The following is an 11,708-nucleotide window of genomic DNA, read 5'->3' as shown; positions in this document are numbered from 1 at the left end:
CAATTCGGACTAGCTGACGCCTATCTCATCAGGCAGTTCCAAGATGCAGCAGGGTTCGGCGCCCAAGATCAGCTTTGTTTCGCTCGGTTGTCCCAAGGCCTTGGTCGATTCCGAGCGCATCATCACGCGCCTGCGCGCCGAGGGCTACGAGCTCGCCCGGAAGCATGACGGCGCCGACGTCGTCATCGTCAACACCTGCGGGTTCCTGGACAGCGCCAAGCAGGAATCGCTGTCGGCGATCGGCGCGGCCATGGCCGAGAACGGCAAGGTCATCGTCACCGGCTGCATGGGCGCCGAGCCGGAGCAGATCGAGCAGGCCTATCCCGGCGTGCTGTCGATCACCGGCCCGCAGCAGTATGAGAGCGTGCTGGACGCCGTCCATCGCGCGTCGCCGCCGGCGCACAACCCGCATCTCGACCTGGTCCCTCCGCAGGGCATCAAGCTCACGCCCCGGCACTACGCCTATCTGAAGATCTCCGAAGGCTGCAACAACCGCTGCACCTTCTGCATCATCCCGAAGCTTCGCGGCGATCTGGTGTCGCGGTCCGCGGCCGACGTGCTGCGCGAGGCCGAGCGGCTGGTCGCAGCCGGGGTCAAGGAGCTCCTGGTCATTTCGCAGGACACCTCGGCCTATGGGCTGGACCTGAAATATGCCGAAAGCGCCTGGAAGGACCGCAACGTCCGGGCTCGCTTCCTCGATCTGGCGCGCGAGCTGGGCGAGCTCGGCGCCTGGGTGCGCATGCACTACGTGTACCCCTACCCGCATGTCGACGAGGTGATCGGCCTCATGGCGGACGGTAAGATATTGCCCTATCTCGACATCCCGTTCCAGCATGCCAGCCCCAACGTCCTGAAGGCGATGCGCCGCCCGGCGGCGCAGGACAAGACGCTGGACCGGATCAAGGCCTGGCGGACGACCTGCCCGGATCTTGCGCTGCGCTCGACCTTCATCGTCGGCTTCCCCGGCGAGACGGACGCCGACTTCGCCTACCTGCTGGATTGGCTGGATGAGGCCGAGATCGATCGGCTCGGCTGCTTCAAATACGAGCCGGTGGCCGGCGCGACCTCCAACGCCCTGCCCGACCAGGTCCCGGACGAGGTCAAGCAGGAGCGCTGGGACGCGCTCATGGCCCGCCAGCAGAAGATCTCGGCGCGCAGGCTCAAGCGCAAGGTCGGAACGCGTCAGCAGGTGATCATCGACGAGGTCGGGCCGAGCGTCGCCAAGGGCCGCACCAAGGCCGATGCCCCGGACATCGATGGCGCCGTTTATCTGTCCAGCCGGCGGCCGCTGCGTGTCGGCGAGATCGTCACGGTCAAGATCGAGCGTGCCGACGAATACGACCTGCACGGCACGGTCGCTGGGTTCTAGCGCGGGTCAACGGCAACTCAGGGAAGCCGGCCGATCGCAATCGTCCGGTCGGGTCCTACGCTTTCCAATGATGCAAAGCCGGCGCGTCTGCCGAGTTCATCAAGATTGCCGTAGCGCGCGATCCAATCGGGATAGGCGTAGCAGAGGATGATGTCGGCGTGGCTGCGAAGCCACCGACACAGTGTGGCAGCCCTGTCAGCGCCCGCTTCGAGCAACCGTCCGGGCATGATCAAAACGACGCTCCGATCAGCGGCCGTCTCAAGAGGTGCGGGGCAAGCGAACATGTCGCAACTCGGCCAGTGCGAAACCGCTCGTCCGAACATCGCTCGCGCATGGACGAGCTTTCGTGAATCTCGCTCGATGCCGAGCGGCTGCAGATCAGGCGTCCCTTCGCAACTCGCGGCCAACAGCGCCCCATTGCCGCATCCGAGATCGATGATGTTGTAGCGCGCCCCGGCCGTGACCGTTCTTACGGCCGCGGCGATGGGAGCGTGAGCCTCTCGCATTCCGCAGACGGACGCGAAGCCGTTGTCGGCCGCAAGCCAATCCGGCGCGGGCCGTTCGCCGGACATCAGCGCTCGCCACGTTGACAGGTCCAACGACGGCCTCCTCAGTGCACCGCCGCCGCCTCGCGGGTCTCGAGCAACTGCCGGCCTCGCGCGATCAACGCGTCGATCCAGGCATAGAGGCCGGCAACGAACGCCTCTCCGTCCCGGTCGACGCGGATGTACCGCCGGATCTCGTCGACCCCCTCCTCAATGCGGGCGAGATTGCGCCGCAGCAGGCGAAACAGCAATTGGCGCCGCTCTTCATCCGGCTCGGTCTCGATCAGCACGATGTCGAGCGCCGTGATGTAGGCAAACGAATATTCCGCGTGCAGCACCGCGGTCATCGGGCGCAAACGATCCTTGATGACGGGGCTGACATACAACTCGTCCGCCGGATTCAACACCAGCCGATCCGCGGATTCCAGATTGATGCCGAGCGCGCGAAGCTTGTTGTGTCCCATCTCGTGCACGAACGCCTGGGCCAGGCCGATCGGATCGAAGATGGTGGCGAACAGCGTGCCCAGCCGGTCGTCGGTCGAGCCGCTGTAGGATCCATAGCCCTCGCGATAGTCGCTCTCCGCAACATCGGGACGCGCCAACGGATGGAAGGAATCGATGAGCATGCGCATCTGTTCGAAGGCGACCGGCCAGCGCCGCACGTAGTCGACGGCAGCATCGATGTTGGGGTGCTCCAGCGGACCGTTGCTGAATACGGGCGCCCCCGGCGCGGTCGGCTGCACGTAGCGAACCGACACGGCGCCATCGAAGATGCGCGGCGAATGGCCGGCGACCCGGTGCACGAACGGCTCCGGCCGGTGAGCGTTCGTGGTCGTGCTGGCGAGATGACAGGCCAGCAAGGCGTCATACAGATCATCCTGTGGTGCCGCGGCCCGCGACCAGTCGATCATTGTCTCCTCCCGCGACGGTTGTTGATTCAGAATTGAAGCTGAGCGGACGACGCGCCGGAGCCGTCCCTGGCGATCGGGCGCAGCCAGCCGCCGGGGAAATCGCGCCGGCATTCGTCGTCGATGACGAGGGCTTCGGTGCTGGTGACCAGCGTCAGCGCGCAGTCCTCGTCTTCCAGGATGCACCCGCGGGCGACCAGGCCGGTGAAGCTCTGCTCCACCTCTGGCCAGGAGGTCTCCTGGTCGACCAGCCGCCCGAGGGTCGCGTCGATGCGCACCGGCTCTCGGAAGGCGTCCAGCACGGCGATCTCGATCGGATCGAGCATGCGCCATGTCTCGGTTGCGATCCGGCGCGTGTCCTTGAGGATCGACAACGGACCCAATCCGACCACCGCCAGTATCGGCATTGCGGTGCCGTCCACATGTGCAGACCGCCAAAGCCTGATCGCAGCGCCAAGCGGGGCGAGATCCTCGTCCGAGGCGGTGTTGGCGGCCGTGCCATCGAAGAAATAAGCGAGCCGCGTCAGCACATCTTCCGGCTGGCCATAGACCGCCTGATAGGCCAGCGCGGGAGCGACATTTTCAAACCCGAACTCGGCCGCGTGGTTGAAATACGGGCTGAAGCGGTCGAGCCTGATCCGGCAATGTCCGGTCGGCGGCTGCAGATGCTCCAGCAGCGCAAACCATCGCGCTATCTTGGCGTAGGCCGCAGGCCGCTCGCCGGGGAAGCCGCACAGCACGTTCCAGATCGGCCGAAGTCCGATCTCGGCACAGCTTCGGAGCACGCGGACGTTCTGCAGCCCGGTCACGCCCTTTTCCATCAGGCGCAGGACATCGTTGTCGAGATGCTCGATGCCCGGCTGAACCCAGGTCACCCCGCCGCGCGCGAGCGTACGCAGCTGCTCGGGGCGCATGTTCGACTTGATCTCGTAGAGGATCCGGTAAGGCGACGGCGCGGTGTTGGCGAGGTGGCCGAACACGGCGTCGACATGCTTCAAGTTCAGAATGTTGTCGGTCGCCTCGAAGCGCTTGACGCTCCAGCGCGCGGATAGTGTTGCGAGCTCGGCCAGCACGCGCTCGGCCGACTTGGTGCGAAACGCCATCGTCGCGCCGTTCAGGCCGCAGAATGTGCAGTGGTGCTTCATGCCCCACCAGCAGCCGCGCGAGCTCTCGAACGGCAGCGCGGGGAGCAGATCATCGCAGAACGACGCCTGCCTCAGCTCCGCGAAATAGTCGGTGAAGTCAGGGACGGGAAGCTCGTCAAGATTCTGCAGCGGAGTCTCCGCGATCCTCCCATTCGTGCCCACGCGGCCCAGCACGTCGGTGCTTTCACTGTAAGGCAAGGTGCCTGCAAGGAAGCGCTCGACGAAATCCGGAAAGGTCCGGTCGGACTCGCCGCGAAACACATAGTCGATTTGCGGGAAGCGTTCGAGCAGCGCCTCGCCCATCGGCCCCTCGCAGTTGGCGCCGCCGAAGCATATGATCGTGTCCGGCGCGAGCTGCCTGATGCGATGCGCGATGCCGAGAGACGCGCAATTCTGCTGGAACGTCGACGAGAAGCCGACGATGCGGGCGCCGTCTGCGATCAGCAGACGAGCCGACCGGTCGACGAACCTCTCCGCCGCATCGCGCGCCGCGACGACCGCGGGCCAATGCTTGCCGCAATAGGCTTCCATTCGCTCCCGGTGCCGGGCTTCCGCGACAGGATCAGGAGCGTTTTCGAAGGTCGCGGCGAACACCCATTCACCGATCAGCAGGCTGGTCTGAACCTGCTCCGCGATGAACTGGAAGGTGTCGGCGCCGATCAACTCGGCAAACGCAAAACCGAGATAGTACTGCCGTGCGTCGATCCCGCGGTCCTCGAGGGCCGCCTGGAGCGTGCTGATCCCCAGCGCGGGCCGCGTCAAGGCCAGGAACGGCGCTGCAACCAGCGCAACGGATATGGTCATGGCAATGGCTCTCAGAACTTGGGCTGTCAGAACTTGGCGGACAGGTCGGACGACGGCGGGGGCACCGAATGAAATACACCCACTGCCTCGAACATGTGCTCGAGCAGCGTCAACGTTGGCAGCTTCCGCGGCAAATGGCTGTCGAGCAATTGCAGCAGCTCGGGATTTGAGAACAGACGGTCGCACGCCGTGCAGATGCCGTCGAAATCACTGGCCGCGAGCGGTCGTTCGGTCTCCGCCGTGATTTCGCAGAGCAGAGCGACCGGACCTTCGAAGGCGATCCACTTCCACACCGGGTCCATGTAGGCGCGGGACATCGCCTCGGACATCGGCGTCTCGTTCAGATCACCGACGCTCATCGCGGCATGAAACGGCAGCACGCCGCAGCAGGGCAGAACGTTCCCGCTCGGGGCCACGGAGAAATGCCTCAGCACCGAGGGACATGGTCCGCGATAGACCTGTGGCGAATGCCGCCTTGCGTCGAGGTCGGACGCGCTGACATCGTCGACGGCGCGTCCCGTGGAGTTGATCGCCGTCTCGTACACCGACAGCTGCGGATCCGAGTCAGGGTCGACACCGAGAAGATCGAAGATCCGGGACTGGTCGATCACGCTGCCCGGCGATGTCACGACGGCAATCAGCACGTCCAATCCGAGCGAACGGGCAGCCCGGTAGGCATGCGCGATATTGCGCCCGTCCAAGAATTCGGCATGCATGTCGTCGAAAGAGATGATGATCCGTTCGAGACCTGCTTCAACCAGTGGAGTCAGGATCCGCTCGGCCTTCGCTTCGGATGTCGCCCAATAGGCGCTGGTGGTCGCGGACGTGGAGAGGCCGAACGACCTGGCGCGGGATGCCGCAGCGCGCATCAATTCGGGCTGGAGGAATGGATCGCCGCCGACCAGATTGATCCGCGTCATGTCGTGAGCGACGGCTGCATCATCGATCGCTGCGATCATCAGGTCCTGCGGCAGCACGTCGAGCTGAGTCATATCCGACGAAAAGCAGCAATGGCTGCACTTCAGCGGACAGCGGTAACTGATATTGAAGACAAGCTCAGTCGGTTTCGTCACCCGGTCACGCGAATGCATGTCCAGCTGCTCCCAGGGGCAGGAACTGACTTTGACGGAGGTCGGAGCTGCAGCACGTTTCCGGCCGGGCAATGCAGACATTGTCCGGCCGGCTTGAGATCGCGGTCAGACGTCGACGTGAATGACCGAAGCAGGCGCGGCGGTCGCCTTCTGGCCCGACAGGCGATCCTTGATCAGATCGGCCGTGTTCGAATCGATCTCGATGCCGACTTGGGCGAGATATCCCTGCGGATCCTTCTGGAGCTCGTCCGCGGCATTGGCCTGGCTCTTCAGCTGGGCCGCCGCAGCCTTCACTTTCACAAGGTCCGCAGTGATTTGAATCTTCTTGTCCATGTAAGACATCTTGGAGTCTCCCGATAATCGCTCTTGGCAATGTAGGTGGTCAATCAACGCAAAGCGGAGCATATAACACTTTTGCGGCAGTAGATACATCACAACTCGCGGAGATTGTATTTCACTCGGGCTAGGGAAGTAGGACCGCCTACCCTGTCGTCAGCGTTCCCCCACGAAAGCTCTTCGACCCCGTCCAGCGTTCGCGCGATGGTGCCCGATACGGGAAGCGCAAGCCGCTCGCGCCTTCAACGGGCCAGGTCGCGCCATGATAGATAATTTCGCGGCGTGCGCTGCTGTAGGAGGTCGATGCCGTGATCCGGCAGACCGGCGCGTGCAGCTCGGCGATGCCGTGCATCATCGACCACTCGGCCGGCCACGTCAGGACATCGAGCAGCCACTCCGTCGTCTGCCCGCAATGCGCTCGGCCGAATGCGAGCATGTTCGCCGCGAGCGCGGCGCTTGCCGGGCAATCGAGCCGGCAAGGCCAGTGCGGGATGATGCAGAGATCAATTGACCGCCAGAGCATGTTCGTCGCCGGCCGCGACGGCAACTCGATCCGCCGATGTCCCGACGCTTCGGTTCTCTCGAACAGCGCGCTCGCCCAGACCGGATCCAGCGGCCGGCGCTCGCGGCGGCGCAGCGCCTCGGCGCAACAATGGGGACACCCTGCCCAGTCCCGCAATGTGCGTGCCGGATCGCGCTGCCAGTCGGCTTCGAACTCATCCGTGTCGCGAGCACGGACGACAGCGATGGTGACTTCGAGCGGCAGTCTTGCCCGCGTCTGCGACGACGACAATTTCGGGACCGCCTCGACCGCTAGTCGGACTGGTATGAGCGCGAGCCCTGCGCGTTCGACCTGCAGCGCCATCTCGTCGAGAGCTTCGGGGTTGACGGTGCTGATCGATGCCCGGCTCAAACCGGCCGCGACCGCCCGCCAACGCAACACTTTCCATTCCGTCCTGATCAGCTCGAAGCGCGGCTCCCACACCTTTCTCGCAGCCTCCGAGACCCAGCCGATGCGAACGAATGGCGGGCGGATCGGAGGGAGGATCGCGGCATGCTCGGACATTTGATCGGCCAAATTCTCTTTCGCAAACGTCCTGGATCTCAAACCGCCACAGGCGGCGATCCACTCAAATCGTCCATGATCTCCGTCAGCAACGGGACCCGGCCGTCCATCATCGACTTGATGAGCCTGTGCTCGATCTCGGCGCGACGAGGATCGCAGGACAACGGCGTTTCGCCTGCAGCGAGCAGGTCTTCCTCGATCTGGACAAACAGCGCGGTCCAGAGCGCGCATTGCGCACTGCGGTTGCGCCAATCGCCGTCGATCGAGGTTCCCGGGCATTGGCCCTTGCACATCGCGAAGAAGCGGCAGTCGCGGCAGCCGCCGGCCGGCTGCGGGGTGAACCACAGGGCAATGCTGCGCTCATAGCCGGCAGCCTCGGTCTTGATGAAGTCGATCCCGCGCTTGTTGGTGCGGCCGCAATTGCTGCGCTCGCCAAATCCCTCGATGCCGTGCACCGCGCCGGTCGTATACGGATCACAACCGTGCCAGACACAGCCGGTCTGGTCGTCCAGCCCACGAAGAAGCGCCCGCATCTCGTCGAAGATGTCGAAGCGCATCGAGGTGAGGTGCTCGCGCTCGAATCGATAGAAGTGCAGAAACGCCGCGATGGTTTCGGGATCGGTCATCGCCCAATGCGCCTGCACGGCGGGCGAGTCGACCTCGAGTGCATGCAGCCTGACATTTCGCACCCCCCTCGCCTGCATCTCCAGCAGCCAGCTGTCCATCGAGGGCCAGTGCTGCGGCAGGCCATTGCCCCGATGCATCGTGATGATCAGGCTCGGACGCAGGCCCCGCTCGCACAGTCCGGCGATCGCACAATCGACGCTCTTGGTGAGGTCCCGCGTCCTGTCGAGGGACCCGGCCCAGCGGACATCATTCAAAGCGTCAGGGCCGTCGATGGAAATGCCGACATGAACCGCATAGGTCGCGAACAGCTCCATGTGGCGGTCTGTGATGAGCGTGCCATTGGTCTGGATCCGGTTGCGGCCAAAGCGCGCCAGTCCGAATGCCCACAGCCTCTCGAGATCCGGCAGCGGCAGCAGCAGCGGCTCGCCGCCGAACAACGTGAACGGCTCATCGTCCTCTGCGAGGGCGGCCAGCATCGCATCGATGTCATAGCGCGGGCGCAGGCTGCCGCTGTCCCGGAGCGGGTTCTGGTAGCAATACTGGCACATGATGTTGCAGGTCACGCCCAGCGGACGAAGCTCGACACCCATCACGATCTCCTCGACGGGAGTCATTCCTGACCGGTCTGACCGGGGCATCTCCCGCAGGCAGCGGAGAGGATACGATACAACCCCTGATTTTAAAAGATCAAAGGTGCGTGGATATGGCCGAACGCCCCTCGGTTGTCTTGCTGCACCGCAGCAGGTCGCCCAAGCGCCTTTGCGGCCCCGGGCGAGCCGTCCTCAGTGCGAGGAGCCCGTGGTACGAACCGACCAGAGCTTCAGCAGGCGAAGCGCCTCGTCCTGCTTCAGTTCGAGATATTTGTTCTTGAGCTTGGTCAGCTCGTCGGGGGGCGTTGCGCCTGAAACGAACCGGCTATCGAGGATCGCGGCAACCGTGACCCAGCTCAGTCCAGCGGCCTTGCACGGCACGAGAATGCCGTCGCTGCGCAGGCTCTGCATCAGCGGCCGCACCAGCTCGATGCTGCATTTCGCGAGCTCCGCGATAGCCGCGATCGTCTCGCCGTAACGCCGCTGGCGGGCAAATTCCAGCAGCGCGGCTTCGGTCAGTTTGCCGCCCTGCTTCAGCTGGCCGACTGCCACCTTGGAACTGCCCGCGTCGCGATTGCGCGACATTTCGCGCTCGGCGTCGAGCGTGGCCGATGAAATGGCGCTGCGAATTTCCTCGTAGAGATGCGGCGGCGCCGACGCGAGCAGGCGCACCCTCACCGCCTCCGTCGCGCGCTGCAACAGGGTCCTGCGCAAGGCTGCCGGCAGATCGGCGCGGATGCCGGCCGCGACCGTGAGCTCCGCGTCTCCCGCCGCTTGCGCCACGATGGCGGCAAATCCGGCGGGTGACACCCGCGCCCCGGGGTTCTTCATGAGTTGCCGGCTCACGCTCGGATAGCGTCGCGCGAGCAGCGCGTCGGTCACGATCTCCTGCAGCCACCAGCGCCCGGCGATCGCCATCAGGTGCTTCTCGCTGCGCGTCTGCGCGATCTCGATCAGATCCTCGCTGCTCAGCCGCGGCGATTCCGAAAGCACCGGCCCCGCGACGGCGATGTCGTCATGATGGGCCAGCCGCCGGATCACGCCGGCCGGCGCCTGCGGGATCGGGGCGAGCTGGGCGCTGAGTTCGGCGAGTGCGATCCGGGCCCCGACGTCGGCCAGCGCACGCAGCTCGATGGTATTGACGAGACGCTCGAAGACGTCGGCAAACAGCGCGTGCTGCTCGATATCCAGGCTGCCGGCAGAGGCGACGAACAGGGAGGCGACCCGCTCGGCCACGCCGGAGCAGCGGTCGGCTGAGCCGGTGGCTATGGCCGCCTGCACTTCTTCGGCGATCGTGAGATGGGGGTTCGACATCGCTCGTCCTGAGCGCTTGCATTTTCAAGCTGCCCCGGGAGGGTAAACACAGCCGCTAAATGTTTGGTAAAGTTGTCACTAAAGCGCGAGACCCGAGATCGGATCGAGCGGGCTTCGCACCGGCCGGCGCTTCCCTCGCCGCTTCCTGGAACGGCGGCCCTTGTTGCAGTCTGCAGGCCGGCATCTTGACACCGGTTGCGATTTGCCTGTATGGCCGCCGCATGATCTTCAACCGGACCAACCGCCGCGCCGCCGTTTGCCGTCGTCACCGCCGTGACGATGCCGGGGCGCGCCATGTCCGAAGACGTTGCTGATCAGCTAGCTCATCAGCTCCAGGTTTTCGAGAAGGCCGCTCCCGCAAAGGAGCGGCCTTCTCCCTTTTTGGCCCCCGTTTCCCCCTGAGCATAGGAGATTGCACATGCTGACCGCCTCCCATCCCTACGACGCTCTGATGGAGATCACGGCGCGCCCGCGCACCGTCTTCGTTCAGGGCAAGGGTTCCTGGTTATGGGACGACGGCGGCAAGCGCTACCTCGACTTCGTCCAGGGCTGGGCCGTGAACTCGCTCGGCCACGCGCCGCCGGAGCTGGCCAGCGCGCTCGCCCACCAGGCGGCACGCCTGATCACGCCGAGCCCGGCCTATTTCAACGACACCAGCCTCCAATTCGCTAAGGCGCTGGTCGACCGCTCGTGCTTCGACCAGGTGTTCTTCACCAATTCGGGCGCCGAAGCCAATGAAGGCGCCATCAAGCTCGCCCGCAAATACGGCGCTCTGCGCAAGAACGGCGCATACGAGATCATCACCTTCGAGGGCGGCTTCCACGGCCGCACGCTGGCGACGATGTCGGCTTCGGGCAAGAAGGCGTTCGAGCCGCTGTTCGAGCCCAAGGTCCCGGGCTTTCCAAAGGCACGGCTGAACGACATCGCCTCGGTCGAGGCCCTGATCTCCGACAAGACGGTGGCGATCATGCTGGAGCCGATCCAGGGCGAGGCCGGCGTGTGGCCCGCGACCGACGAGTTCCTGCAGCAGTTGCGGGCGCTGACCACCAGGCACGGGCTGCTGCTGATCGTCGACGAGATCCAGACCGGCATGGGCCGCACCGGAAAACTGTTCGGCTATGAGCATTCCGACGTCCTCCCGGACATCATGACCCTGGGCAAGGGCATCGGCGGCGGCGTTCCGCTCGCCGCCCTGCTGGCGACCGACGAGGCGTCTTGCTTCGAGCATGGCGATCAGGGCGGCACCTTCAACGGCAATCCGCTGATGTGTGCGGCGGGACTCGCCGTGCTCGATGTGATCGAGAAGCCGGAGTTTCTGAAGGCTGTCGCGGACAACGGGATCTATCTGGAGAGCGAGTTGCAGCGCATCTCGGCAAGGCACGGCCTGGGCGAAGTGCGCGGCCGTGGTCTGCTGCTTGCGCTCGACGTGATCAGGCCGATCGCGCCGGCGATCGTTGCGCACGCCTTCGAGCTCGGCCTGCTGCTGAACGCGCCGCGTCCGGATGCGCTACGCTTCATGCCGGCCCTCAATGTGACTCGCGATGAGATCGCGGCGATGATCGACACGCTGGACGGTATCCTGACCAAGGTCGGCGCCGCGCGCTGCGTCGCCTGATCGAATGCCGTTCAAGACGCAGGCTCCGTGCCACGTGCGAAGCCTGCGTGCCGGCTGCCTACAGATGAGGCACAAACACCGAGGTCGGGCTCGCCGCCATTTGACTTGGATCAAGGACAGCCGGCCCCCCGAACAACGATCCTGATCGCGCCAAACACCTGCGATCCGATGACTTACGTTATATCTGTCCTGATATAGCGTTGTACGGGATGTGATCAGCTCGGAGGAGAGAGGCTTGCCGGGACCAAGCTGATGATCATCCGCCGACAACGAGGTCGGCACGATAGAAGGAGATGCA

10 protein-coding genes are annotated in these 11,708 nt (G+C 64.7%); 2 read left to right on the top strand and 8 right to left on the bottom strand.

All coding sequences use genetic code 11. The features are described 5' to 3' along the window. Positions 1–43 precede the first annotated feature (43 nt). Positions 44–1,369 carry a 30S ribosomal protein S12 methylthiotransferase RimO gene (gene rimO, locus ACQR1X_RS09690; RefSeq protein ID WP_315800005.1) on the top strand — a complete coding sequence of 442 codons (1,326 nt, stop codon included), beginning with the start codon at positions 44–46 and terminating at the stop codon, positions 1,367–1,369. Between the two features lie 17 nt (positions 1,370–1,386). On the opposite strand, the gene ACQR1X_RS09685 is transcribed toward rimO, so the two are convergent. The 8 genes from ACQR1X_RS09685 to ACQR1X_RS09650 form a co-directional block, all read right to left on the bottom strand. Then, on the bottom strand, positions 1,387–1,968 hold the full coding sequence (locus tag ACQR1X_RS09685) for a hypothetical protein (protein WP_316215791.1): 582 nt from the start codon (positions 1,966–1,968) through the stop codon (positions 1,387–1,389). A gap of 11 nt (positions 1,969–1,979) precedes the next feature. Further along, positions 1,980–2,825 (bottom strand): aKG-HExxH-type peptide beta-hydroxylase, encoded by an 846-nt coding sequence (locus ACQR1X_RS09680; RefSeq protein ID WP_316178789.1) that lies wholly within the window; start codon positions 2,823–2,825, stop codon positions 1,980–1,982. A 26-nt stretch (positions 2,826–2,851) separates the two neighbouring features. Then, positions 2,852–4,771, bottom strand: coding sequence for a RiPP maturation radical SAM C-methyltransferase (locus tag ACQR1X_RS09675; protein ID WP_434898710.1), 1,920 nt, complete (start codon positions 4,769–4,771; stop codon positions 2,852–2,854). 26 nt (positions 4,772–4,797) lie between these two features. After that, positions 4,798–5,862: a radical SAM/SPASM domain-containing protein gene (locus tag ACQR1X_RS09670; RefSeq protein WP_434898709.1), complete on the bottom strand. Its 1,065-nt coding sequence runs from the start codon at positions 5,860–5,862 to the stop codon at positions 4,798–4,800. Positions 5,863–5,967: 105 nt separating this feature from the next. After that, on the bottom strand, positions 5,968–6,204 hold the full coding sequence (locus tag ACQR1X_RS09665) for a hypothetical protein (RefSeq protein WP_434898708.1): 237 nt from the start codon (positions 6,202–6,204) through the stop codon (positions 5,968–5,970). Positions 6,205–6,343: 139 nt separating this feature from the next. Continuing rightward, complete coding sequence (locus ACQR1X_RS09660) at positions 6,344–7,264, bottom strand: hypothetical protein (RefSeq protein WP_434898707.1); 921 nt, start codon at positions 7,262–7,264, stop codon at positions 6,344–6,346. A 38-nt stretch (positions 7,265–7,302) separates the two neighbouring features. Next, positions 7,303–8,505, bottom strand: a complete 1,203-nt coding sequence (locus tag ACQR1X_RS09655) for a radical SAM protein (RefSeq protein ID WP_434898706.1) — start codon at positions 8,503–8,505, stop codon at positions 7,303–7,305. A gap of 168 nt (positions 8,506–8,673) precedes the next feature. Further along, positions 8,674–9,795 carry a DUF2336 domain-containing protein gene (locus ACQR1X_RS09650; RefSeq protein ID WP_316178795.1) on the bottom strand — a complete coding sequence of 374 codons (1,122 nt, stop codon included), beginning with the start codon at positions 9,793–9,795 and terminating at the stop codon, positions 8,674–8,676. A 418-nt stretch (positions 9,796–10,213) separates the two neighbouring features. Here ACQR1X_RS09650 and ACQR1X_RS09645 point away from each other — a divergent pair, with 418 nt between their 5' ends. Continuing rightward, entirely contained in the window at positions 10,214–11,410 is a 1,197-nt protein-coding gene (locus ACQR1X_RS09645) for an acetylornithine transaminase (protein WP_434898705.1), read from the top strand. Positions 11,411–11,708 lie beyond the last annotated feature (298 nt).

Origin of the sequence: Bradyrhizobium sp. HKCCYLRH3073 (genome assembly GCF_051167995.1) — a bacterium.
Classification (GTDB): Bacteria; Pseudomonadota; Alphaproteobacteria; order Rhizobiales; family Xanthobacteraceae; genus Bradyrhizobium.
Note: the sequence above shows the minus strand (reverse complement) of the source record. Positions and strands in the feature narration are given on the sequence as shown.

Excerpts from the sequence above, each read along its gene's own strand:
- rimO (WP_315800005.1), top strand. The coding sequence starts at position 44 with ATGCAGCAGGGTTCGGCGCCCAAGATCAGCTTTGTTTCGCTCGGTTGT.
- ACQR1X_RS09675 (WP_434898710.1), bottom strand. The coding sequence starts at position 4,771 with ATGACCATATCCGTTGCGCTGGTTGCAGCGCCGTTCCTGGCCTTGACG.
- ACQR1X_RS09655 (WP_434898706.1), bottom strand. The coding sequence starts at position 8,505 with ATGACTCCCGTCGAGGAGATCGTGATGGGTGTCGAGCTTCGTCCGCTG.
- ACQR1X_RS09680 (WP_316178789.1), bottom strand. The coding sequence starts at position 2,825 with ATGATCGACTGGTCGCGGGCCGCGGCACCACAGGATGATCTGTATGAC.
- ACQR1X_RS09645 (WP_434898705.1), top strand. The coding sequence starts at position 10,214 with ATGCTGACCGCCTCCCATCCCTACGACGCTCTGATGGAGATCACGGCG.
- ACQR1X_RS09670 (WP_434898709.1), bottom strand. The coding sequence starts at position 5,862 with ATGCATTCGCGTGACCGGGTGACGAAACCGACTGAGCTTGTCTTCAAT.
- ACQR1X_RS09660 (WP_434898707.1), bottom strand. The coding sequence starts at position 7,264 with ATGTCCGAGCATGCCGCGATCCTCCCTCCGATCCGCCCGCCATTCGTT.
- ACQR1X_RS09650 (WP_316178795.1), bottom strand. The coding sequence starts at position 9,795 with ATGTCGAACCCCCATCTCACGATCGCCGAAGAAGTGCAGGCGGCCATA.
- ACQR1X_RS09665 (WP_434898708.1), bottom strand. The coding sequence starts at position 6,204 with ATGTCTTACATGGACAAGAAGATTCAAATCACTGCGGACCTTGTGAAA.